At 62.1% G+C, this 22,384-nt stretch carries 23 protein-coding genes; 15 read left to right on the top strand and 8 right to left on the bottom strand.

Annotated features, from left to right (window positions below; translation table 11 throughout):
- Positions 1-9: 9 nt before the first annotated feature.
- From ABWI03_RS01095 to ABWI03_RS01085, 3 genes are read left to right on the top strand one after another with little or no spacing between them, the layout of a single operon-like run.
- Complete coding sequence (locus tag ABWI03_RS01095; protein WP_095968571.1) at positions 10-459, top strand: helix-turn-helix transcriptional regulator; 450 nt, start codon at positions 10-12, stop codon at positions 457-459.
- A 5-nt stretch (positions 460-464) separates the two neighbouring features.
- Positions 465-875: a VOC family protein gene (locus tag ABWI03_RS01090; RefSeq protein WP_095968859.1), complete on the top strand. Its 411-nt coding sequence runs from the start codon at positions 465-467 to the stop codon at positions 873-875.
- A gap of 52 nt (positions 876-927) precedes the next feature.
- A complete protein-coding gene (locus ABWI03_RS01085; RefSeq protein WP_058037707.1) occupies positions 928-3,288 on the top strand; it encodes an ATP-binding cassette domain-containing protein in 2,361 nt (786 codons plus the stop codon).
- 14 nt (positions 3,289-3,302) lie between these two features.
- Here the strand turns inward: ABWI03_RS01085 and ABWI03_RS01080 are convergent, their stop codons facing one another.
- The 6 genes from ABWI03_RS01080 to ABWI03_RS01055 all read right to left on the bottom strand — a co-directional run bounded on the left by ABWI03_RS01080 (position 3,303) and on the right by ABWI03_RS01055 (position 8,788).
- Complete coding sequence (locus ABWI03_RS01080) at positions 3,303-4,286, bottom strand: peptidase associated/transthyretin-like domain-containing protein (protein WP_298777194.1); 984 nt, start codon at positions 4,284-4,286, stop codon at positions 3,303-3,305.
- 66 nt (positions 4,287-4,352) lie between these two features.
- Positions 4,353-5,279: a PaaI family thioesterase gene (locus ABWI03_RS01075; RefSeq protein ID WP_298777195.1), complete on the bottom strand. Its 927-nt coding sequence runs from the start codon at positions 5,277-5,279 to the stop codon at positions 4,353-4,355.
- 44 nt (positions 5,280-5,323) lie between these two features.
- Complete coding sequence (locus ABWI03_RS01070; RefSeq protein WP_095968860.1) at positions 5,324-6,106, bottom strand: pirin family protein; 783 nt, start codon at positions 6,104-6,106, stop codon at positions 5,324-5,326.
- Between the two features lie 114 nt (positions 6,107-6,220).
- Positions 6,221-6,967 carry a pirin family protein gene (locus tag ABWI03_RS01065; RefSeq protein ID WP_166809176.1) on the bottom strand — a complete coding sequence of 249 codons (747 nt, stop codon included), beginning with the start codon at positions 6,965-6,967 and terminating at the stop codon, positions 6,221-6,223.
- Between the two features lies 1 nt (position 6,968).
- A complete protein-coding gene (locus ABWI03_RS01060) occupies positions 6,969-7,934 on the bottom strand; it encodes a pirin family protein (protein WP_095968576.1) in 966 nt (321 codons plus the stop codon).
- 131 nt (positions 7,935-8,065) lie between these two features.
- Positions 8,066-8,788: an IclR family transcriptional regulator gene (locus tag ABWI03_RS01055; RefSeq protein ID WP_095968577.1), complete on the bottom strand. Its 723-nt coding sequence runs from the start codon at positions 8,786-8,788 to the stop codon at positions 8,066-8,068.
- A gap of 138 nt (positions 8,789-8,926) precedes the next feature.
- Between ABWI03_RS01055 and ABWI03_RS01050 the strand changes: the two genes are divergently transcribed.
- The 6 genes from ABWI03_RS01050 to ABWI03_RS01025 all read left to right on the top strand — a co-directional run bounded on the left by ABWI03_RS01050 (position 8,927) and on the right by ABWI03_RS01025 (position 14,397).
- Entirely contained in the window at positions 8,927-9,376 is a 450-nt protein-coding gene (locus tag ABWI03_RS01050) for a nuclear transport factor 2 family protein (protein WP_298777196.1), read from the top strand.
- Between the two features lie 49 nt (positions 9,377-9,425).
- Positions 9,426-10,262: an SDR family NAD(P)-dependent oxidoreductase gene (locus tag ABWI03_RS01045; protein WP_007731420.1), complete on the top strand. Its 837-nt coding sequence runs from the start codon at positions 9,426-9,428 to the stop codon at positions 10,260-10,262.
- Positions 10,255-11,037 carry an SDR family NAD(P)-dependent oxidoreductase gene (locus ABWI03_RS01040; RefSeq protein ID WP_298777197.1) on the top strand — a complete coding sequence of 261 codons (783 nt, stop codon included), beginning with the start codon at positions 10,255-10,257 and terminating at the stop codon, positions 11,035-11,037. The genes ABWI03_RS01045 and ABWI03_RS01040 overlap by 8 nt, the downstream gene beginning before the upstream one ends.
- Positions 11,034-12,491: an FAD-dependent oxidoreductase gene (locus ABWI03_RS01035; RefSeq protein ID WP_298777198.1), complete on the top strand. Its 1,458-nt coding sequence runs from the start codon at positions 11,034-11,036 to the stop codon at positions 12,489-12,491. Before ABWI03_RS01040 ends, ABWI03_RS01035 begins: the two co-directional genes overlap by 4 nt.
- 76 nt (positions 12,492-12,567) lie before the next feature.
- A complete protein-coding gene (locus tag ABWI03_RS01030) occupies positions 12,568-13,881 on the top strand; it encodes an MFS transporter (protein WP_007731424.1) in 1,314 nt (437 codons plus the stop codon).
- A 27-nt stretch (positions 13,882-13,908) separates the two neighbouring features.
- Positions 13,909-14,397 (top strand): nuclear transport factor 2 family protein, encoded by a 489-nt coding sequence (locus tag ABWI03_RS01025; RefSeq protein WP_298777199.1) that lies wholly within the window; start codon positions 13,909-13,911, stop codon positions 14,395-14,397.
- Between the two features lie 69 nt (positions 14,398-14,466).
- On the opposite strand, the gene ABWI03_RS01020 is transcribed toward ABWI03_RS01025, so the two are convergent.
- Entirely contained in the window at positions 14,467-16,107 is a 1,641-nt protein-coding gene (locus tag ABWI03_RS01020; protein WP_298777200.1) for an ABC-F family ATP-binding cassette domain-containing protein, read from the bottom strand.
- A 207-nt stretch (positions 16,108-16,314) separates the two neighbouring features.
- Entirely contained in the window at positions 16,315-16,872 is a 558-nt protein-coding gene (locus tag ABWI03_RS01015) for a TetR/AcrR family transcriptional regulator (RefSeq protein WP_003940110.1), read from the bottom strand.
- Between the two features lie 52 nt (positions 16,873-16,924).
- Between ABWI03_RS01015 and ABWI03_RS01010 the strand changes: the two genes are divergently transcribed.
- The 6 genes from ABWI03_RS01010 (at position 16,925) to ABWI03_RS00985 (ending at position 22,313) form a co-directional block, all read left to right on the top strand.
- Positions 16,925-17,884 carry a DMT family transporter gene (locus ABWI03_RS01010; protein ID WP_298777201.1) on the top strand — a complete coding sequence of 320 codons (960 nt, stop codon included), beginning with the start codon at positions 16,925-16,927 and terminating at the stop codon, positions 17,882-17,884.
- Positions 17,881-19,476 carry an amidohydrolase gene (locus tag ABWI03_RS01005; RefSeq protein WP_298777202.1) on the top strand — a complete coding sequence of 532 codons (1,596 nt, stop codon included), beginning with the start codon at positions 17,881-17,883 and terminating at the stop codon, positions 19,474-19,476. Before ABWI03_RS01010 ends, ABWI03_RS01005 begins: the two co-directional genes overlap by 4 nt.
- A gap of 515 nt (positions 19,477-19,991) precedes the next feature.
- Positions 19,992-20,534: an alternate-type signal peptide domain-containing protein gene (locus ABWI03_RS01000; protein ID WP_200316635.1), complete on the top strand. Its 543-nt coding sequence runs from the start codon at positions 19,992-19,994 to the stop codon at positions 20,532-20,534.
- 3 nt (positions 20,535-20,537) lie between these two features.
- Entirely contained in the window at positions 20,538-21,092 is a 555-nt protein-coding gene (locus tag ABWI03_RS00995; RefSeq protein WP_353798701.1) for a hypothetical protein, read from the top strand.
- Complete coding sequence (locus ABWI03_RS00990) at positions 21,089-21,724, top strand: signal peptidase I (RefSeq protein WP_024488237.1); 636 nt, start codon at positions 21,089-21,091, stop codon at positions 21,722-21,724. Before ABWI03_RS00995 ends, ABWI03_RS00990 begins: the two co-directional genes overlap by 4 nt.
- On the top strand, positions 21,717-22,313 hold the full coding sequence (locus ABWI03_RS00985; protein WP_298777204.1) for a SipW-dependent-type signal peptide-containing protein: 597 nt from the start codon (positions 21,717-21,719) through the stop codon (positions 22,311-22,313). Before ABWI03_RS00990 ends, ABWI03_RS00985 begins: the two co-directional genes overlap by 8 nt.
- Positions 22,314-22,384: the final 71 nt, after the last annotated feature.

Here is a 22,384-nt window from a genome sequence, read left to right as displayed (position 1 = left end):
ATCGAATACGTGACCAGCAGACCTGCCGCAGATCCGCACCTGCAGGACCTCGCACGACTACGACGCGTGCGAGACCGTATCGACCGGGAGTACGCGCGGCCTCTGGACGTGGAGGCGCTCGCGCGGGGAGTGAACATGTCTGCGGGGCATCTCAGTCGCCAATTCCGTCAGGCGTACGGCGAACCGCCGTACGCCTACCTGATGACCAGGCGAATCGAGCGCGCAATGGCGTTACTGCGCCGCGGGGACCTCAGTGTCACGGACGTCTGCTTCGAAGTCGGCTGCAGCTCTCTCGGCACTTTCAGCAGTAAGTTCACCGAATTGGTAGGGGTCCCGCCCAGCGTCTATCGGCGCGAGGCCGAACAGTCGACGGCCGGAATGCCGTCCTGCGTGTCCAAACAAGTCACCAGACCGATCAGGAATCGAGAAGCGCAGACCCCACAACCGCAATTAACGTGATCGCCATGGACATCACCATTCACTCGAGCTTCCTTCCGCAGGACGACCCTGACGCCGCCCTGAACTTCTACCGCGACACCCTCGGCTTCGAGGTTCGCAACGACGTCGGCTACGACGGCATGCGTTGGATCACGGTAGGACCGCCCGGCCAGCCCGGCACCTCCATCGTGCTGCATCCGCCGGCCGTCGATCCCGGAATCACCGACGACGAGCGCCGCACCATCATCGAGATGATGGCCAAGGGCACGTACGGCGGACTTCTCCTGGCCACCAAAGATCTGGACGATACGTTCGAGCGGCTTCAGGCCGGCGACATCGACATAGTCCAAGAACCGACCGAGCAGCCGTACGGCGTCCGCGATTGCGCCGTCCGCGATCCAGCGGGAAACCTGATCCGTATTCAAGAATTGCGCTGAGACCGTCAACTGCGCTGAGACCGTCGGCGATCGACTGACAGATGGAGACACGATGACTGCCTTGCACACTGCAGACAGCCACGATTTGATCCGCGTGCAAGGCGCGCGGGTGAACAATCTCGAAGACATCAGCGTCGAGATCCCGAAGCGGAGGCTGACGGTTTTCACCGGCGTCTCCGGTTCGGGCAAGAGTTCGCTGGTGTTCAGTACGATCGCCGCGGAATCGCAGCGGATGATCAACGAGACCTACAGCGCTTTCGTTCAAGGATTCATGCCGACGCTCGCGCGGCCGGACGTCGATGTTCTGGATGGCCTGACCACCGCGATCATCGTCGATCAGCAGCGGATGGGCGTCGACCCGCGCTCGACAGTCGGAACCGCGACCGACGCCAACGCGATGCTCCGCATCTTGTTCAGCCGTCTCGGAAAGCCTCACATCGGTTCGCCTCAGGCGTTTTCGTTCAACGTGGCCTCGATCTCCGGAGCAGGCGCGGTCACCATGGAACGTGGAGGCCGTCAGACGAAAGAGCGTCGTAGCTTCAAGATCACCGGCGGCATGTGTCCGCGCTGTGAGGGACGAGGGGCGGTCAACGATTTCGATCTGACCGCGTTGTACGACGACACCAAGTCGCTCAACGAGAGTGCGATCACGGTTCCCGGTTACAGCATGGAAGGTTGGTACGGCCGGATCTATCGCGGCTGCGGCTTCTTCGATCCCGACAAGCCGATCAAGAAGTACACCAAGAAAGAACTGAACGATCTGCTCTACAAGGAGCCGACCAAGATCAAGGTCGAAGGAATCAACCTGACGTACACGGGTCTGATTCCGCAGATTCAGAAGTCGTTCCTGGCCAAGGACGTCGACGCAATGCAACCCCATATCCGGGCCTTCGTGGAGCGTGCGATCACGTTCACCACCTGCCCCGAATGTGACGGGACGCGACTGAGCGAGGGTGCCAGGTCGTCGAAGATCAAGGGCGTCAACATCGCCGACGCCTGCTCGATGCAGATCAGCGATCTCGCGGAATGGGTCAGCGGATTGAAGGAGCCGTCGGTCGCGCCGTTGCTCACGACGCTCGGTGAAACGCTCGACTCGTTCGTGGAGATCGGACTCGGTTACCTCAGTCTCGACCGTCCGTCGGGAACACTGTCCGGCGGTGAAGCTCAGCGCACCAAGATGATTCGTCACCTGGGTTCCTCGCTCACCGACATCACGTATGTCTTCGACGAGCCCACCACCGGCCTGCATCCGCACGACATCGCAAGGATGAACGACCTTCTGCTGCGCCTGCGGGACAAGGGCAACACGGTGCTCGTTGTCGAGCACAAGCCGGAGACGATCGTGATCGCCGACCACATCGTCGACCTCGGTCCGGGCGCGGGTAGCGCCGGCGGAAACGTCTGCTTCGAGGGCACCGTCGAAGGCCTTCGTGCCAGCGACACCGTCACGGGGCGTCACTTCGACGATCGGGCCGCCATCAAGGAGACGGTGCGCGAGTCCACCGGAGCAATCGAGATCCGTGGAGCGAACTCGCACAATCTGCAGGACGTCGACGTCGACGTGCCGCTCGGCGTACTCGTCGTGGTGACCGGTGTGGCCGGATCGGGTAAGAGTTCGCTGATCCACGGATCGCTCGCGAAACGCGAAGACGTGGTGTCGGTCGATCAGAGCGCAATCCGCGGCTCGCGTCGGAGCAACCCGGCAACCTACACCGGGCTGCTCGATCCGATCCGCAAGGCATTCGCCAAGGCCAACGGCGTGAAGCCGGCGCTGTTCAGTGCCAACTCCGAGGGTGCCTGCCCGACGTGCAACGGCAACGGCGTCATCTACAGCGACCTGGCGATGATGGCCGGAGTTGCCACGCTCTGCGAGGAGTGCGAGGGCAAGCGCTTCCAGGCGGAAGTTCTCGAGTACAAATTCGGTGGCAAGGACATCAACGAGGTTCTCACGATGTCGGTGGCCGAGGCCGAGGAGTTCTTCGGCGACGGTGAGGCCAAGACGCTTGCGGCGCACAAGATCCTCGTACGACTGGTCGACGTGGGGCTCGGATACCTCACGATCGGCCAGCCGCTGACGACGCTGTCCGGCGGTGAGCGTCAGCGCATCAAGCTGGCAACACACCTGGGGGAGAAGGGTGGTGTGTACGTCCTGGACGAGCCGACCACCGGACTGCACCTGGCCGACGTAGAGCAGTTGCTCGGCCTGCTCGATCGACTCGTCGATTCCGGTAAGTCGGTCATCGTCATCGAGCACCACCAGGCCGTGATGGCGCATGCCGACTGGATCATCGACCTCGGCCCGGGTGCCGGTCACGACGGTGGCCGGATCGTCTTCGAGGGCACTCCCGAGGAGCTGGTTGCCGACGGCTCCACCCTCACCGGAAAGCACCTCGCGGCATACGTGGGCAGCTGAGTCAGGCTCCTACCTCAGGCGTCGATACCGAGGTTGATGACGGCGAGGTAGGAACCGTCCAACTGCTTCTCGACGGTCATGAGGCCGGTGTCGTCGTAGATGCCGTCACTGGCGTTGTTCGTGTTGTTCTCACGACCGGTGTGCTCGCTGTACGGGGACTGCGAATACACCTCGTCGAGAAGGGGCTCGTCGAAGAAGGTCTGCGACGTGAGGACCGTCTTCTTGTCGATGTGCACCTTGACGTGAATGTGGGTGGTGCGGCCCATGTACCAGCCGGGAAAGATCGTGGTGAACTGCGCGATGCCGTTTGCATCGGTGGTCTGGGCACCGCGCAGGTAGGTGCCGTCGTCGGTGGTGGCTGCTTCGGTGTCACCGACGCTGTACGAACCGTCGGAGGTCTCACCGGAACCACCCATGCCGCCGCCCATCCCTCCGGGTGCGCCTGACGGAGGTTCGCCCATTCCACCCCCGGGTGCACCTGACGGAGGTTCGCCCATTCCGCCGGCCGGGGGAGTTCCGCCGCCGCCACCGCCGTTGGCGCTCAGGGATCCGGATTCGAAACCGGAGTACACGCCGCCGGCGTCGCAGTGCCAGATCTCGACGACGGCGTTGGAGACCGCGCCGATGCTGCCGTCGACGTTGCACTGGCTGTTGTCCTGCACGCGCATTGCCACCTGCAGTGTGGTGCCCGGACGGTCTTCGCGGATGTCGCCGCGAATGGAGTCGACGTCGAACCAGTAGGGCCCCTGCGTCTCTTCCTTGCTCATGACGCACTGCGGCGCCTTGGCCAGAAGCGCGGTGACGGCATCGCCGGACGTGGCAGCGGCGGAAGTTCCGGACGCGGTTGTCGTCGACGCAGCCGCAGTTGAAGTCGTCGTGGCGGTGCCACTGTTACCGGAACACGCTGCGATGAGCCCGCCGAGACTGATGGTTCCGCCGAGGGCGAGGGCCCGTCGACGGCTCACGCGTAGCCGGCTTGCTTCGATGTCTTTGTTCACGCCGCTGTACCTCCATTGTGTGGGCTGTTGTCTCAATGGTGGACGGGCGGCCTGGTGCGGAACTGGTTATCCGCTGTGAACTTGCTGGGAGAGCATCTGGATGCTCGACGTGGCCCGCACGTAGACCTGTCCGCCGGCGTCGACGATGCGAGTTTCGATCAGCGCGAGCCTGCGCCCGGCACGAATCACGACGGCCTCGGCGCGCATGATCGGTCCACCGATGTCCGGCGAGCGCAGGAAGTCGATCTTGTGGTCGAGGACGCGATAGTCCTGATCGATGCTGGTCAGGGTTTGTGCTGCCAGGCCGGTAACCGCGTCGACCGCCGAGATCAAGACACCGCCCTGAACAGCGCCCAGTGGGTTGGCCATCCAGGTGACCGGGTCGAACTCGCCCACGACGGAACCCGGGGTCACCTCGACGACCGCAAGATCGAGGAGTCCGGCGAGCGGGCCGCGTTCGAGTTTGCCGTCGCGGATTCCTTCGACGACGTCGGATCCGGACAGCCCGCGCAGGTCGCTGGTCTTCTCCGGTACCGGGACGGGCAGTGGCTCACCCTCCACGTAGTCGTCGATTCCCACGACGGGAGGACGCGAGACCACCATGGCACGGCCGGCCATCACGGCCAGGAGGGTGCCGTTGTCGTCGTGAAGTTGCCCGGAAGCCAGGCCGACGCCGTCGTCGAGATGCACGAGTGTGCCGGTGGCACCGACGTCCGCGACGGCGGGGATGTCTGCACCGGCACTGACCGTGACCTGCGCGAGTACGGACTGATGCCCGGAAGTCAGTCCCGAGTACACCGCGCCGCCCATGGCTCCGTCGATCATGACTCCGATGGAACCGAGCACGGTCTTGCCACGGTGATCGTGGAATCGCGGGCCGACGGACTGGGCGAAGCCCAGGTCCCCGGGCACAACCGACACGGCACGCACACCCATCAAGGTGTTGAGGGGATCAAGCTTCTTGACGGGCGCGGCGGAGTTGTCGATGCTCATCCGTCGAGTATCTCCAGCGCGCACAGTCCGGCCGAGACCGGGTCTCAACCTCCGATACGGGAATGCATTTCCCAGACGAGGACTTCGGCCCCGGCGTCGGAGGTCAGTTGCTGCCCACCCGAATCGCTCAACCGGACGGCATCGCCCTCGTACAGTGTGCCGACACCCTCCATCTCGGCGGTGCCCTGCGCGACGAAGACATGCAGGAACGGTGCGCTGGGAAGATGAACGGAGGTGCCGGGCAGAATGCGAGCGACGTGCATGGCAGCGTTCTTGTTGTTGATGCGAATCGCCGAATGATCCTTGTAACGGTCCATGCCGGAGGCGACCGGGATCAGACCGCCGCGCAGCAGTTCGTCGTCGATCTCGAGTTGCTCGTACCCGGGTGTGAGTCCGCCTTCGTCCGGTACCACCCACATCTGCACGAAATGTACGGGGTCGGAATGCTGTTCGCCGCCGAGGCGCCACGAATCGTTCTTCTCGCTGTGCATGATTCCGGTGCCGGCACTCATACGCTGGGCGAGTCCGGGATAGATGACGCCGCTGTGGCCGATGGAGTCCTGGTGCACGAGTGAACCGCGAAGCACCCACGTCACGATTTCCATGTCCTTGTGGGGGTGGGTGTCGAAGCCGGTTCCCGCCAGTACGGTGTCGTCGTTGTTCACGAGCAGCAGTCCGTGATGGGTGTTGTCCGGATCGTAGTGCTGTCCGAACGAGAACGAATGCTTCGAATCCAGCCAGGAGACGCGGGATTTCAAGCGATCACCGGAGCGGTGCACATCGATGTGCGGTGTCGTCCGTGGGGCCTGTGCTCGACCAGATGCCATGGCTCCTCCTTCTGTGCCACCGGGATCCACCACTGCCGGATCCACCACTACCGGCATCCACCCTACGACGAACCTGCTGTGTAGTCCGAGCATTGGGCGTACTCGGTGGTGTCGTCAGTTCGCCGACGCGTGCATCTCCCACACGAGTATCTCGGCATCGTCGATTCCCTGGACGAGGTGACCTCCAGTATCCTTGAGTCGCAACGAATCTCCCGCTCCGAGTAGTCCGACTCCCTCGACGTCGACGGTGCCGCTGGCAACGAACCCGTGCACGTACGGTGCGTCCGGTAGGAATACCGACCCGCCGGTCTCGAGGCGTGCAACATGAAGTGCCGCATGTTTGTTGTGCAGACTGATCGCGCTGTGATCGCGATGCGCGGGCATCCCCGACGCCAAGGTGATCAGGCCGCCACCGTCGAGTTCGGAATTGATGTCGAGTTCCTGATAACTCGGAGTGACTCCGGATTCGTCCGGCGGAATCCACATCTGGACGAGGTGAACGGGTTCGGTGACACGGGAGCCATCGGCCCGCCAGCGATCGTTGCGCTCGGAGTGCAGGATTCCGGAGCCGGCGCTCATTCTCTGTGCGAGGCCCCGATGGATGACACCGGAGTGCCCGGCGGAATCCTGGTGAACCAGCGATCCGCTGAGCACCCACGTCACGATCTCGGTGTCGCGGTGCTGATGGGTGTCGAAGCCGGAGTCGGCTTCGATGATGTCGTCGTTGTTCACCAAGAGAAGTCCGTGTGCGTACGCGGCGTGATCGAAGTTTCCCGCGAAGGGGAAACTGTGACGCGCCGTGAGCCAGCCGTAGTCGAGGTGCCTACGTTCGTCCGCTCGTTGGACGACCGTCGACGACATGTCAGCTCAGCTTCTCGTGTGCTGCCGGGATGGATCCGAGGCGTCCGGCCTGGAAGTCCTCGAAAGCCTGCATGACCTCGGACTTGGTGTTCATGACGAACGGTCCGGCCATGGCGATCGGCTCGCGGATCGGCTTGCCGCCGAGGATGAAGACCTCGAGGGATTCGGTCCGTGAATCCTGGCGATCGGAAGCGGCGACGGTGATGGAGTCACCGCGTCCGAAGACAGCCGTCTGCCCGGTTCGAATGGGTCGACGCTCGGCTCCGACCGTTCCTTCGCCGGCGAGCACGTAGACGATGGCGTTGAACTCGGGGTTCCAGGGAAGAGTCAGGCTCGCACCCGGGGCGACAGTGGTGTGGGAGAGCGCGATGGGCGTGTAGGTCGATCCGGGTCCGGCGTGGCCGGCGATGTCTCCGGCGATGACGCGTACCAGGGCTCCGCCGTCCGACGAGGAAAGCAGGGCCACCTTGTTGCCGGTGATGTCCTGGTACCGCGGCGCTGCCATCTTGTTGTCGCGGGGCAGGTTGACCCACAGTTGGACGCCGTGGAACAGGCCACCGCTGACGACGAGGTGCTCCGGCGGAGTTTCGATGTGGAGGATGCCGCCGCCGGCGGTCATCCACTGGGTGTCGCCGCCGCCGATCACACCGCCGCCGCCGTTGGAGTCCTGGTGCTCCATGATGCCGTCGATCATGTACGTGACGGTTTCGAAGCCGCGGTGCGGGTGCCACGGAGTGCCCTTGGGCTCTCCGGGTGCGTAGTTGACTTCACCCATCTGGTCCATGTGGATGAAGGGATCGAGAGCGGAGAGGTCGATGCCCGCGAAGGCGCGGTGAACGGGAAAGCCTTCACCTTCGTATCCGACCGGTGCGGTGGTGATGCTCTTGACGGGGCGGTCGACTGCTGACTCTGCCGGCTCGTCGAGGCGGGGCAGGGCCAAGATGTTCTCGACTGTCACAGCAGGCATGTCGTACTCCTTGTATCCGTGAAGCTGATGTCAGGTAGTTGATTGTTCAACTATCTCATCAGGAGTCAACAAAGTCGAGCCCCGGGTATTCCCGGGGCTCGACTGGTGTTCGGATCAGCCTGTTGCCTGAATCAGCGCAACATGCTGCCTAGGGTTTTTGCAGCTGCCATGACCTCGGCGCCCAGCGCTGCTTGGTCCTCGGAGTCGAAGACGGAAATTCCGAGGCTGGAGATGGCGTCGCGGCGTCGGCCGGGGATCACTGCCGAGATTCCCAGGACGGACGGGATGACTTCGCCGACGGTCACTGCGTAGCCGCGTGCGCGTGCGGCCGCCACTTCCTCTCGTTCCCCGCTCGTCGGCGGGAGTGAAGCAAGGATGGAAAGCCCGGCGGAGCCGCGGTCGATCGGATCGACCTGCCCTGGATGAAACGCGACGTGAACCTTGGCGCTGCGCGGCTCGACCACCATCAGTGCGCGCACTTCGGTGGCGCTCTCGCGGACCACCAGGTGCGCGGTCGCCTCGGTGGCCTCGGCGAGTTCTTGAAGTATCGGGCGGGCGAGAGTGCGCAAATCCTGTTCCACCGGTTCGGCGAGGGTGACCAGGCCGGCGCCGAGAGTGACGCGCTTGAAGGAGTCCTTGCGACACAGGTGATGTGCCTCGAGTGTTCGAATCAACCGATGGGCGACGGTTCGGTGGACTCCCACTCCGTCGGCGATGTCGGTGACCGAAAGGCCATGCGGGTAGGACGTCAGGAGTTCCAAGATCTCGAGTCCGTGGTGCAGCGTTTTCGACATGCTGGAGTCCACTTGAACTGCACTTTTGCGCGGTCGGTGTTCCTCGCTCAGCTCTGACATCAAATCCCTTTCTTGACGTTTGTGAGGTATGCCACCTACGCTTTGAACATATCGCACAGTGTGTGCGATTATCGCACACTTGACGGAGCTGCACAACCTTCGGGCAGATGCAGCACAGCGTGTTCGGAGAGAACCTTCATGAGCAACTATCGCGTCGTGGCAACGGAGGATGTTGTCGCAATCCACCAGCTGTACGGCCATCAGAGTCATTGCATAGACTCTGGGCGCCACCAGGATTGGGCGCAGACATTCACCGACAACGGTGAATTTCATTCCCCCAGTTATCCGGAACCCGTGGTCGGTTTCGACGACCTTGCAGCGTTCGCTGCTCGCTTCTACGCTGCGGCGGAAGCCGTCGACGAGGTGCATCGGCATGTTGTGACGAACGTCGTCGTCGAAGCGGTGGGCGACAGTGCCCTCGCAGTGAACGGGTACCTGCAGATCTTTGCCACCGCGCGCGGCGGCGAGTCGCGACTGGTGCGGATGACGACTGTTGCTGATCGCATGGTTCAGGTCGGTGAGGAATGGAAGATCGCCCGCCGCACCGTCTCCCGAGACGACGCACCTCGAGTGTCCGAACAAGGCTGAAGTACCGAAAAGTTTCTTGCACAACAATATTCAGTAGGAGAAGTACATCATGACCGAAAGCTCTGACCAGACGAACCCGGGCCGTACCGTTGTGACGCAGATGTCGGCGGTGTACCCGGAGTTGGCAGGCAAGGTCGCAGTGGTGACCGGCGCGGCCCAGGGTATGGGTGCGACGTTCGCCGAAGGACTGGCAACACGCGGCGTACACGTCGTCGGCGCTGACATCAACGAAGAGCAGATGCTCGCCACGGCCGCACGAATCAACACAGACCTGGAATCGAATGCACTGGCGGACAAGCCGGGTCGCGTCGTCGGAGCTCGGGTCGACGTCACCAAGCCCGACGAGCACGAACTGCTTGCCCAGTTGGCGTTGAAGGAGTTCGGCCGGGTCGATTTCTGGATCAACAATGCGGGTATCTTCCCGTTCGCGCTGGCCGAGGAGATCACCCCGGAGCAGATCGGCGCAACGCTGAGTGTCAACGTCGAAGGAGTGCTCTACGGCGCTCAGGCGGCGGCGCGCCACCTCGGTCCCGGCGGCGCCATCGTCAACATGTCCTCGGTATCTGCACTGCGGGTGCGGAAGGGGAGAGGCGCATACTGCACGTCGAAAGCCGCCGTCGCGCACCTCACGGAGTCTCTCGCAGTGGAGTTCGGCGACAAGGGTATTCGGGTGAACTCCATCGCGCCCGGCTACATCGACACGGCGATGACGAAGTGGGTCCAGGAAGATCCGATCGCACTCGCGAACGCACTCGACGCGGTGCCGCTGCATCGTCTGGGCTCGCCCGAAGAGGTCTTCGGACCGCTGCTGTTCCTGCTCTCGGACAGCGCGCGTTACGTCACCGGGCACAGCATTGCGGTCGACGGTGGTTCGCGGCATGTCTGAGTCCATGACATACCCCGGCGTCGTTCTCGTCACCGGCGGTGCTGCCGGGATGGGAGCGCACCACGCACGGACCCTCGCGGCCCGTGGTTCGCACGTCTGCATTGCCGATGTTTCCGATTCATCCGCCGTGGTCGACGACATCGTCTCGGCCGGTGGATCAGCTTCGGCTCATCTCCTCGACGTCACCGATGCCGAAGCTTGGGTCCGGGTCGTCGACGAAATTCGCACTACTCGTGGAGAACTCGGCGGACTGGTCAACAATGCCGGCATCTCGCGGCGGCTCGAATTCATGGACACCCCGAACGACATCTGGGAACTGACCATGAAGATCAACCTCTTCGGCCCGTTCTACGGTATGAAGGCGGTGGCACCGCTGATGCGTGAGAGTGGCGGTGGATCGATCGTCAACATCTCGTCCATTGCCGGTCAGATCGGATACTTTTCTCCGGCTTACTCGTCGAGCAAGTGGGGTCTGACCGGTCTGTCGAAGTCGGCCGCAGGCAATTTCGCGCAGTGGGGGATTCGCGTCAACTCTGTGCACCCGGGACTGGTCGGCACAGCGCTGCTCGGCGGCGCAAACGACTTCGTCGCCGCATCGCTGAAGTCGGTTCCCTTCGGACGCATGGGAACTCTCGACGAGATCACCGAAGCAGTGCTGTTCCTGCTCTCGAACAGTTCGACCTACACCACCGGTACGGAACTCACTGTCGACGGCGGGTTGGTGTCGAACGGTCTTTACCACCGCATCATCGCGGAGACTGGAGAACTTTCATGACCGAGCACTGGGACGTCGTTGTCATCGGCGGCGGTGGAGCAGGCCTCGCCGCTGCAGTGTCCGCAGCTGAAGAAGGCGCATCCGTTCTGCTGTTCGAGTCCGAAACCGAACTCGGTGGATCCACTGCGCTGTCGGCCGGTATCTTCACGGCCGCCGGAACGAGCGTGCAGGCCGGCCTCGGCGTCGACGACTCGGCGGAGAAGTTCTTCCAGCACTACATGGACCTCAACCAGTGGATGCTCTCACCCGGGCTGATTCGTGCGTTCTGCGAAAACGCCGGTCCGACACTGGAATGGCTGATCGGACTCGGCGTCGAGGTTCCCGCGGCGATCTCGGGCAACGCACACCAGCCGGGGCTCGCGCAGGCCGGCGTCGAGGACGTCTGGCGCGGCCACGTGCCCAAGGATCAGGGATACGGACTGATTCAGGTGCTCGACAAAGCGCGTCGTAAGCACGGCATCGAGGTCATCTTCGGGACGCGAGTACAGAAGTTGATGGAGGAAGACGGTCGGGTTGTCGGTGTTGTCGCCGACGACATCGAGGTACCTGCGGGCGCCGTCGTTGTTGCATCCGGTGGATTCGCGCAAGATCCGGGGTTGGTCAAGCGCCACTTCCCGGACGCGAACAAGGCCGGAGACTCACTGTTCGTCGTCGCAGCCGAGGGGAGCCGCGGAGACCATCTTCGTTTTGCCGAAGACCTCGGTGCTTCCGTAGTGGGCGACGGATGGGGCCTGATGCTGCCCACCGTCTACTTCCAACGATTCCATCACTGGCAGGCCGGTTTTCCGCCGAAGTCGCGGATCTACGTCAACCAGGACGGCCGTCGATTCATGGACGAGGACAGCTCGTACGCGGTCTCGACCGGCATCATCGACCATCAGGGTGGATACGGTTGGATGATCTTCGACGAGAACGCTCGCGTGAATCTGGCTCCGGGATATGCGGATTGGAATCCCGAACGTATCGAGGAAGAAGTCGCCGCCGGTGGCACGATTCGCGCGGACACGATCGAAGACCTCGCAGTGGCGACGGGTGTTCCGGTTGCGAATTTGACGCAAACCCTGCGTCGATGGAACGAGCAATTGCCCAGCGGTCACGACGACGACTTCCTCCGCCATCGCACGCTGCGGAACAAGGGCGCCGTCGGTAACCCGGATCCTATTGCGACAGCTCCGTTCTATGCCGCGAAAATCCTTCCGGCAGAGCTCGTCTGCACGCACGCGGGAATGGAGATCAACACCGATGCGGCCGTGCTCGGCAGCACCGGGGTACCTATCGAGGGTCTGTACGCCGCGGGTGAGGCCGGCGCCGGAATCCTCGGACTGAGATACGTGGGCGGCGGCAATGCAGTTGCCAACGCTTTGACCATGGGCCGCGTAGCGGGACGTAATGCGGCGAAGTACACCAGGACCAGCGCTGACAGCGCACCGGTCCATTCCATCGCGCACTCTTGACGTCCGACGTCTGCGCGGCACCGAATCCAGTCAGTATCCAATCCAGGCAGGGAACAACATGTCAGAGAATGAGACCATGGCGAGAGCCGAATCCACTGAGGGCAGCAGCGTGGCAACCGAACGACAGTCGACGACGAAGGTAATTCGCGCGGCCATCGTCGGTACCGTCGTCGAGTACTACGACTTCGGTATCTACGGATACATGGCCACCACCATCGCCGCGCTGTTCTTCGTCTCCCACGACCCGAATGCGGCACTGCTCGGTACCTTTGCAGCATTTGCCGTGGCCTTCTTCCTACGCGTGCCCGGCGGAATCTTCTTCGGCCACATCGGCGACAAGTACGGCCGAAAGAATGCTCTCTCCTGGACCATCCTTCTGATGGTTCTGGCGACAGCGGGCATGGGCTTGCTGCCGACATACGCCACGCTGGGTGTGTGGGCCACGTCCATCCTCGTTCTGGCTCGTTGCCTTCAGGGCTTCGCGGCAGGCGGTGAACTCGGCGGCGCCAACGCGTTCGTCTCCGAGTCCGCTCCCAAGCGGTGGCGTGCCACACAGACGTCGATGGTCAACACCGGCACCTACCTGGGTTCGCTTGCAGCTTCGCTCATGGCGCTCGGCCTGACCTCGGTGTTCTCGCAGGAGCAGATCCTCGAATGGGCGTGGCGAATCCCGTTCCTGCTCAGCCTGCTGATCGGTGGCATCGGTATCTGGATCCGTAGCCAGATGGAAGACACTCCTCAGTTCGAAGAACTGCAGGACAAGGGTGAGACCAAGAAGCTGCCCATCCGGGAACTGCTCAGCACCTCCGGCGGCAGCGTCGTCAAGATCATCCTGCTCGGCGCACTCATCACCGGCGGTTACTACATCGCCTCGGTGTACGCCGCTACCTACCTGCAGACCACGGGCGGTCATTCGTCACGGGTTGCGTTCCTTTCCACTTCTCTTGCACTGGTTCTCGGCGTCATCACCTTGCCGATCTCGGGATACATGGCAGACAAGTACGGGCGTCGACCGGTGCTGTTCGCCGGTAGTGCCGCCGCAGTGGTTCTCGGAATCCCGATGTTCATGATGATGGCCGGTTCTGGTATCTGGCAGGCGGTAGTCGGTCAGTCTGTTCTCTTCATCTGCGTTTCCGTTGTCAACGGTGCTTCGTACGTGACCTATGTCGAAATGCTGAAAGCATCTGTGCGATACAGCGGTCTGGCATTGGGTAACAACGTCACCAACATGTTCCTCGGTGGCACCGCGCCATTCATCGCCACCTATCTCATCAGCTTGACCGGTAACTCTCTCGCCCCGGCCGGATACTTCGTGTTCTGTGCCGTGATCACCCTCGTCACGGTCTTCTTCATCAAGGAGACCAAGGGTGTCGAACTGCAGGTTGATTGATCACCTCGTGAGAACAGGAGCCTGACCGTGTCCCTCGCTGACAAGCAAGAAATCACCGAAGTTCTGTATCGCTACGCTCGGGCCGTCGATCGGAAGGATTTCGACAGCGTAGCTCTCTGCTACTTCGACGACGCAATAGACAACCACGGTGGTTACATCGGAACCGTCGACGGGCTCATCGAAGACATGAAGCTCAGGCACAAGACGATCGACTCGTCGATTCACTGCATCTCCAACGTACTGATCGACGTCAACGGCGATGTCGCTCAGTGCGAGTCGTACTGCTTGTGCTTCCTCCGTCAGGAGCGTTCCGGTTCGGGGTCGGTGCAGACGCTTGCGACGATCAAGTGCCGTTACGTCGACAGGTTCGAAAGGCGCCGTGGTGAGTGGCGAATCGCCGATCGCATCGTCGTGTTCGACGAGTCCCGTGAAGACGTGATCGAGAACGTCTTGCCCACGGACTGGGTGACACAACGTCGATCGTTCGACGACCCGGTCTTTACCAGAACTCCCTGACCGGCCATGCAGACGAAAGGCCTTCACACACATCGTGTGTGAAGGCCTTTCGTCTGTTCACTGCTCGGATCAGCCCGCTGCCTCCGGTGCGGCGACCTCGGTCAAACGGCCGTCCGAGAGCCTCAGCCAGCGTTCGACCTTCACTTCGGCCAGGAATCTCTCGTCGTGGCTGACCACCACGAACGCCCCCTGGTACGCGTTCAGGGCGCTTTCGAGTTGCGCGACGCTCACCAAGTCGAGGTTGTTGGTCGGCTCGTCGAGAAGAAGCAGTTGCGGGGCCGGATCGGCGAAGAGCACGCACGCCAACGTAGCCCGCAATCGTTCACCGCCCGAGAGCGCAGCGACGGGTAGGTGAGCACCCGCACCCCGAAAGAGAAAGCGCGCCAGGATGTTCATGCGTTCCGGTGCCGGAAGTCCCGGAGCGGACAATGCAAAGTTCTCTGCGACGGTCCGTGCGGGATCTAGAAGGTCGAGCCTCTGCGACAGGTATGCCACTCGACCGTCGGCTCGTTTGACCTCACCGGAAGTCGGCGCCACATCGCCGTCGACGATGCGTAATAACGTCGACTTTCCGACGCCGTTCGGCCCGGTCAAGGCGATGCGCTCCGGTCCTCGAATGGCCAGGTCAATGCCGGGGTCGGTGAAGATCGCACGATCGCCGAACGCGAATTGCATTCGCTCACCAAGGAACACCATGCGTCCGGCGGGTACGTGAGTGCCGGGCAATTCGAGTGAAATCGTCTGGTCGTCTCGAAGAGCGCGGCCGGCTTGATCGAGCCGGTCCTTCGCCGCGTCGACCCGGGCGAGGTGTGTCTCGTTGGCCTTGCCGGCCGACTCCTGAGCATTGCGCTTCATGGTCCCCGCAAAGATCTTGGGCAAGCCCGCGTTCCCGAGATTGCGGGCGGCGTTACTTGCGCGTCGTGAAGCGCGTTCTCGGGCCTGCTGCAGTTCGCGCTTCTCGCGCTTGACCTCTTGCTCGGCGTTGCGGATGTTCTTCTCCGCCACTTCGCGAGCAGAGCGTGCCGCGGCTTCGTAGTCGGTGAAATTGCCACCGTAGAAGCTGATCTCGCCGCTGTGAAGTTCGGCGATGCGGTCCATGCGGTCGAGTAGTCCTCGATCGTGACTGACTACCAACAGACAACCACTCCAGTCGTCGAGAACGTCGTAAAGCCTGCGGCGCGCGTCCAGGTCGAGGTTGTTGGTGGGTTCGTCGAGGAGAAGGACATCGGGGCGTCGCAGGAGTTGAGCTGCCAGTCCGAGCGAGACGACCTGCCCGCCGCTCAGAGTGTCGAGGCGACGATCGAACGTCATGTCGGCCAAACCGAGTCGACCGAGTTGGGCACGCGTTCGTTCCTCGATATCCCAGTCGGACCCGATTGTGGTGAAGTGTTCTTCTCGTGTGTCCCCGGATTCGACGGCGTCCAACGCAGCGAGCGTCGGGGCGATGCCCAAGACCTCGGCAACGGTCAGATCGCCCGTCAGTGGCAGGTCCTGCGGAAGGTATCCGAGAACGCCGTCGACGGACACACTGCCGGCGCGTGGGCGCAGTTGGCCGGCGATCAATCTGAGCAGAGTGCTTTTCCCGACGCCGTTCTGGGCGACCAGCCCGGTTCGGCCACCGGGCACGGAGAAGGACAATTCGTCGAAGACCGGAGTGTCGTCCGGCCAGGCAAAAGACAGATTCGAGCAAACGATGTAGGTATCGGACATGAATAGACCTCAGGTGTCGTGCGGGCGCGGCTACGCTGCTCCGCAAAAAGTCGGGTGAGTGAACGACAACATGGCCACGACGGCAGCGCTCGAAGCGTCTGCCGGTGGCCGTCATGCCCGGTTTTATCCGGAGATGTCGAGTTCACCAACCATGTCTGATCCTTTGTGGTCTGTGTCGTTTCATCCGACGATAACAGGAGCCGGTATTTACATACGAGCAATACCGGCGCAGAGAAGTTCGACCAGTCTTCGATACACCCGATCCGGGTCGGTGCCGGCCGGTTGGCCCTCGACCGATTCGAGGATGCAGAAACCGTGCAGCGCACTCCGAAGAGACCATGCCGCCTGCTCCGAATCATCCGGGCTCAGACCGTATCCCGCGATCACCTTGTTGATCACGTCGACCACCTCACCGACGGCCGAGACCAGATCAGGGTGCGGAGCGGTGGGGTAGCGGTCGGTGATGGCGTAGAGACCGGGGTGCACTCGGACGAAGGCACGCCATGCGTCGGCGAGCGCCATGACGGCGTCGTCGCGCGAGAGACCGACCGCGGCGGCGCGCAGTTGTTCGGCGAGAAGGTTGCGTGCGAGGAGGCTGAGTTGATGGTGGACGTCGTCGACCCCGTCGACGTGTTTGTACAGGGCTGACTGCCGGACGTCGAGGGTCTCGGCGAGTTGACTCAGTACCAGAGCGTCGGCGCCTTTGCTGTCGACCAGGTCGGCTGCGGCAGCGATCACGCGTTCACGGGTCACCGGAGTTCTCATGCACGCATCTTCCCCCGTATGACAGTCCCCGTGTGGGTGATACATTATCACCATGAGTGATGAGGTATCGCCTCGCGAGCTGTCCGGCGATCAACTACGCCGCCGTGACCTGCGCGTAGTCGTCGCCGGAGCATGCATCCTCGGGTTGACCTCGGTGCTCTACGAACTCTCGGGAGTGTCTCCGTCGACGGGTGCATTCTTTCGGTGTCTCTATGCGCTCATCCCTCTCGGCGTGCTCGTGCTCGTCCAGCGCCGCCGGTCACCACGACCGTCGACGGCGGCACCCTGGATCGTGAAGTCTCTACTCGCCGGCGCTTTCCTCGGAATCGATCTGGTGCTCTGGCACGAGTCGATTCATTCGATCGGGGCCGGTCTTTCGACTGTGATACTGAACCTGCAGGTGCTGTTCGTCGCAATCCTCGGCTATGTTGTTCTGCGCCAACGGATCGGCCGAGAACTGGTCGCCAGCCTTCCGTTGCTCTTCGTCGGAGTTGCTCTGGTAGCCGGGACGAGCACGACGCTCACGGGATCGAATCCCGCTGTCGGAGTGTCGTTTGCCGTGATTGCCGCAGGTGCCTACGCGGTCTACATCTTCCTGATGGGTCTGGCTACTCGGGCGGCGGGTAGAACGGCTCTGCCGATGTTCGTCTCGACGGGAGCTACTGCCCTCACCGCAGGTGCATACGGCCTGGTGAGTGGAACTTTGGATCTGACGCCTTCGCTCGCAGCTCAAGGCTGGCTTGTGCTGCTCGCGTTGGTGTCTCAGGTGATCGGGTGGCTGCTGGTGGCCAGCGCCAGTCAGCGTCTGCCTGCCAGTGCAGTCGCCGCCAGCCTTGTGTTGCAATCGGCGTCGGCGATGGTGTTCGGCGCGGTGCTGCTCGCGCAGACCCCAACTCTCGTCCAACTCGCGGGTGCCGGAATGATTTTGGCCGGAGTGGTTGTGGCGACGCGGATACCCGCGAAGAAGTCCTCGACGACTGTTGTCGGAAAACGAATGGAGACAAGCGTATGACCACGGCGGCTGACCACATCTACATCAACGGCGACTTCAGGCCCATGGACGGAGCGGTCGGCGAAAACCCGACCGCTGTGGCGGTCAAGGACGGCCGATTCGTTGCCCTCGGAACTGATGCCGAGATCTCGGCGCTGACCGATTCGGGCACTTCCGTTGTCGATCTCGCCGGCGCGGTGGTTGTGCCGGGGTTCATCGAGACGCATCTGCATCCGATGATGTGGGGTTTGATGCTCAGTGGGGTCGACGCAACGACAAGTGCGTGCCCGACCGTCGACAAGTTGATCACGGCGTTGGCTGCGCGGGCCGCGATCACACCAGTCGGTGAGCCGATCGAAGCGTGGGGCTTCGACGACAGCCTCGTGGCGGAAGATCGAGGTCTGACCGCGGCTGATCTGGACAAAGCTTCCACCGAGCATCCGATTCTGGTGCGGCACTTGTCTGCTCATGGGATCTACGTCAACTCGGTTGCACTTGAGAAGGCCGGGATCGATTCCGCAACGGTCGATCCGGAGGGCGGTGTCATCGTTCGCGACAGTGACGGTGTACCCACTGGTGAACTGTGCGAGGTTCCGGCAATGTCTCTGGTGCACGGCCTTGTTCCGGAGATGAACCCGGATGCGTCCAAGATCGCGATGCTGCGGGCGCAGGAAGTCATGGCGTCGGTGGGCGTGACGAGCTTCCATGACATGTATGTCACGGCCGAGATGTACGAGGCGTACCGGCAACTCGATGCCGATGGTGACCTGCGTCTGCGTGCGCGTCTCTATCTCGGCCACGGAGTGCACGATCAGTTGGGCGAACTCGCCGATCCGACGACCCGAGTCCAGGTGGGTGGCGTCAAACTCATTTCGGACGGGTCGATTCAGTTGCACACCGCTGCGATGACCGAGCCGTACCACGATCTGGATGGATGCCACTGCGGCGGAATGGCAATCCCGGCAGGCGCACTCGGGGCGCTCGTCGAGGAGCATCACGCTGCCGGGCGACAGGTTGCGATTCATACCAATGGTGATCAGGCCATCGATTTCGCACTGGACGCAATTGCCGCGGCGCGGGCAGCGCACCGGGGCGTCGAGGTTTCACATCGACTCGAGCACGTTCAGACATTGCGGGAGGATCAGATCGCGCGGATGGTCGAACTCGGGGTGGTGGCGTCGATCTTCGTGAACCACGTCTACTACTGGGGAGACCGGCACCGTGATCGGTTCCTCGGACCGGGTCGCGGCGAGCGGATCAGCCCCGTGGCTTCGGTCGTGGCGGCCGGGCTTGCCTACGCGCTGCATTGCGACTGTCCTGTCACTCCCGTGAACCCGCTCTTCACGATGAACACCGCCGTACACCGTGTGACGCGAGAAGGTCATGTTCTGGGTGCAGATCAACGGGTGTCCACGTCCGACGCGCTGGCCGGCTACACAAGCGCTGCTGCTCGTCTCACCGGTGAGTCATCGGACAAAGGTCGGATAGCGGTGGGACTTTTGGCGGATTTCGTTGTGCTCGACGGAGATCCGTTGCGCAGCGCTGCCGGGGAGTTGAACGAACTATCGGTTCTGCGCACGGTTGTCGGCGGTGAGACCGTCTTCGAGGCGTAGGGCGTTCGCCTTAGTTGTTGCTCGATTGTCGCTGCTTTTGAAGCAGGGGCAATCGAGCGATTCCTAAAACAGACCAAAAGTTTGTAGAACCTGTTTCAGTTGATTTTCGGGCGGCGAGGACCATCCGGTCGAAAGTTACTTCAGCAAACGGGTTGCAACAAAGCGCAGCGACTTTTCAATGGTCCAGGTGAGAGGCGATTCTGTAGTCAAGTTCAGGTTTCAACAATCTTCTGGACATTCGACCAGTTTTTCGCCAAAAATTCCTGATACGTGTGGTAAAAATCTAAACGACGCAAGCGGACGTCGACAGCACGAGAGAGGAATGGCCCGTTCGTGAGAACGGCTCGCAATCTTTCCGCAACACGCTCTCGCTCTGCACTTACCGCTACGACCCCTCACTGACCACGGATGAACGAAACCCTCTGCCCGTACCAGGGCGCACGTGACTGGATCCGACCAGCTTTCTCACCCTGCAAGCTCCCCGCCACGGGGACCAGACGAAATGAGTGTTCTCCATGAACAAGGCAACCAAGGGCGCAGTCGCGGCCGGTGCAGCAGCACTTCTCCTCGCCGGTGGCGCGGGAACCATGGCGGCGTGGAATGCAAACGCACCGATGACCGGCGGAACGATCACCGCAGGTCATCTGACTCTCAGCGCTGACCCCTCTGCTCTGCCGAGTTGGACCGTCACCAATGGGGCAACAACGGAAACCAATGTCGACATCGCGACCTATCGCGTTTCTCCCGGTGACAAGATCACCTACACAGGCAAGGTAAAGGTCGGTATCGACGGTAAGAATCTCAAGGCTCAAGTTGTTGCTGACACGACCACGATTACCGGCTCGTTGGCTACTGCCCTGACAACCACGACCTCGACCACCCTCGCTGGGCAGCCGCTCACTCAGCTGACTGAAGCCAACGACGGCACGACAGTTGACGTTGTGGTGACCTTCGACTTCCCCAAGGGCACAGTGTTGCCTGACAACACAGCCAACAACGCCAGTCAGGACCAGTCGGCAAGCTTGGCGAACTTCAACGTCAAGCTTGAACAGGTCTAAGGCTTGCGTAAGCACTATCGTTGGTGGGCAACCGCCGCCGCGCTGGTCATCGGACTGATCTTCGTATCGGTGCAGCAGACCAGCGCGCGGTGGACGGCCGCTGAAACACTGTCCGGTGGCACGATCCAGTCCGGGATCCTCGACCTGACGGTGGGCAGTGCCGGTAGCGGCCAGAGCAGTTACGACTTCACTGCTCTGGGCGCTACCGGTATGTTCCCCAACGCATATGCACAGGCTCCGTTGACAGTTCACAACTCCGGTAGCGTTCCACTCATTTATCGGATCCAGAACGTCACGCAGTCTTCCTCTGATGTTCCGCTCTCACTCGCGGTGACGCCGGTGACTTCCGAAGCTGGCTGCCCTGCCCAAGGTGCAGCTTCCGGCACCGCGATCTACGACGGGCCCATGGTCGGTGCTCAGGTACCGACAGCTCCAGGATGGCGCACGGTCGCTGCCGGCGGTACCGATATCTTGTGCCTGCGTGGCACTGTCGGTCCTGACGTTGCGTCTGGTGTCTCCACGAGTGTGCACTTCTCATTCGAAGCGGAGTCGGTATGACGCACGCAGTGAAGGGTTCTGATCAGAGAACCGGCGCTTGGTGGTGGATCCGCAATATCGTCTCGTGGGCTCTGCTGCTGGGTGTTCTGGCGATTCTGTTGTCGACGGTCGTTGTTCCACGTTTGACGGGGTCGACGCCCTTCACTGTGTTGACAGGTTCGATGCAGCCCACCTATCCACCCGGCACCCTTATCGTGGTGAAACCGCAGGACGCTGCCCAATTGCAGGCAGGTGATGCGATCACCTACCAAATCGAGTCGGGGAAGCCCGATGTGGTTACGCACCGAATCACGATGGTGCGACTCAACTCCGCCGGTGATCTCACCTTCGTCACACAAGGCGATGCAAATCCGATAGCGGATCAGAATCCCGTTGTACCGGAGCAGATTCGCGGCAAGGTGTGGTACAGCGTGCCGTACATCGGGTACGTGTACAACGCCATCACGGGGCAGATGCGCTCGGTGATGCTGACGGTAGTCGTCGGCGCGCTGTCGATCTATGCCGTGTTCATGTTCGTCGGATCGGTCCGTGACCGTACCCGGCGGCGATCTGCGTCTGCAGACCCCCAACCCTCCGAACCGAGTGCGCCGGCGCCTCGAGTTGAGCAGCAAGAAAGGCACAGCCATGTCTAAGCACGAGGAGCAGCAGGCGCCCGCCTCGCTCGGTACACGTCTGGTCCGGGGCGCAACCAGCGGTCGCGCACGCGCGATCATGTCCGCGGGAATTGTCCTGGGCCTCGGCGCCGTAGGTACTCTTGCTGCGTGGACTGACAACGCTACAGCGACTTCCGGTGTATTCAGCACCGGTTCGATCGAGATGAAGCTCAACGGCGACCCGGGAGATCCAACTGCTTACGGCTTCACTGCGTTGACCAAGACTGGCATGATGCCGGGCGACAGTGTCACAGCAACTCTGCCGGTACAGAACACTGGCGCGGCACAGTTCAAATACACCATGGCAGCAACCGCAACAGGCGAGGCCGCGCTTGCCCCCTTCATGAAGGTGACTGTTCTCGATCAGAGTTGCACAACCCCGATTGCCGGCCCGGTCGGCTTGTCGACGACTGCCGCGACTCCGATCATCACAACAGGCCGTCAGTTGGCTGCGAATACAGGTTCTGAGACTCTGTGCTTCAAGGTTGCTCTCGATACGGGAGTGCTTTCGGCACAACAGAACAAGTCGATCAATGTTTCGTTCCAGTTCGCGGCGACGACGGCCTGAGGTGACCATGTCTGATCACACAACTCCCGGCAGTTCGAGATCGGCACGTGCCGGTCGCGAACTCGCTCTGA

The organism is Rhodococcus baikonurensis (assembly GCF_040489275.1).
Classification (GTDB): domain Bacteria; phylum Actinomycetota; class Actinomycetes; order Mycobacteriales; family Mycobacteriaceae; genus Rhodococcus_F; species Rhodococcus_F baikonurensis.
Note: the sequence above shows the minus strand (reverse complement) of the source record. Positions and strands in the feature narration are given on the sequence as shown.

Excerpts from the sequence above, each read along its gene's own strand:
- ABWI03_RS01090 (WP_095968859.1), top strand. The coding sequence starts at position 465 with ATGGACATCACCATTCACTCGAGCTTCCTTCCGCAGGACGACCCTGAC.
- ABWI03_RS01085 (WP_058037707.1), top strand. The coding sequence starts at position 928 with ATGACTGCCTTGCACACTGCAGACAGCCACGATTTGATCCGCGTGCAA.
- ABWI03_RS01075 (WP_298777195.1), bottom strand. The coding sequence starts at position 5,279 with ATGAGCATCGACAACTCCGCCGCGCCCGTCAAGAAGCTTGATCCCCTC.
- ABWI03_RS01070 (WP_095968860.1), bottom strand. The coding sequence starts at position 6,106 with ATGGCATCTGGTCGAGCACAGGCCCCACGGACGACACCGCACATCGAT.
- ABWI03_RS01065 (WP_166809176.1), bottom strand. The coding sequence starts at position 6,967 with ATGTCGTCGACGGTCGTCCAACGAGCGGACGAACGTAGGCACCTCGAC.
- ABWI03_RS01060 (WP_095968576.1), bottom strand. The coding sequence starts at position 7,934 with ATGCCTGCTGTGACAGTCGAGAACATCTTGGCCCTGCCCCGCCTCGAC.
- ABWI03_RS01055 (WP_095968577.1), bottom strand. The coding sequence starts at position 8,788 with ATGTCAGAGCTGAGCGAGGAACACCGACCGCGCAAAAGTGCAGTTCAA.
- ABWI03_RS01050 (WP_298777196.1), top strand. The coding sequence starts at position 8,927 with ATGAGCAACTATCGCGTCGTGGCAACGGAGGATGTTGTCGCAATCCAC.
- ABWI03_RS01045 (WP_007731420.1), top strand. The coding sequence starts at position 9,426 with ATGACCGAAAGCTCTGACCAGACGAACCCGGGCCGTACCGTTGTGACG.
- ABWI03_RS01040 (WP_298777197.1), top strand. The coding sequence starts at position 10,255 with ATGTCTGAGTCCATGACATACCCCGGCGTCGTTCTCGTCACCGGCGGT.
- ABWI03_RS01035 (WP_298777198.1), top strand. The coding sequence starts at position 11,034 with ATGACCGAGCACTGGGACGTCGTTGTCATCGGCGGCGGTGGAGCAGGC.
- ABWI03_RS01030 (WP_007731424.1), top strand. The coding sequence starts at position 12,568 with ATGGCGAGAGCCGAATCCACTGAGGGCAGCAGCGTGGCAACCGAACGA.
- ABWI03_RS01020 (WP_298777200.1), bottom strand. The coding sequence starts at position 16,107 with ATGTCCGATACCTACATCGTTTGCTCGAATCTGTCTTTTGCCTGGCCG.
- ABWI03_RS01015 (WP_003940110.1), bottom strand. The coding sequence starts at position 16,872 with ATGAGAACTCCGGTGACCCGTGAACGCGTGATCGCTGCCGCAGCCGAC.
- ABWI03_RS01010 (WP_298777201.1), top strand. The coding sequence starts at position 16,925 with ATGAGTGATGAGGTATCGCCTCGCGAGCTGTCCGGCGATCAACTACGC.
- ABWI03_RS01005 (WP_298777202.1), top strand. The coding sequence starts at position 17,881 with ATGACCACGGCGGCTGACCACATCTACATCAACGGCGACTTCAGGCCC.
- ABWI03_RS01000 (WP_200316635.1), top strand. The coding sequence starts at position 19,992 with ATGAACAAGGCAACCAAGGGCGCAGTCGCGGCCGGTGCAGCAGCACTT.
- ABWI03_RS00990 (WP_024488237.1), top strand. The coding sequence starts at position 21,089 with ATGACGCACGCAGTGAAGGGTTCTGATCAGAGAACCGGCGCTTGGTGG.
- ABWI03_RS00985 (WP_298777204.1), top strand. The coding sequence starts at position 21,717 with ATGTCTAAGCACGAGGAGCAGCAGGCGCCCGCCTCGCTCGGTACACGT.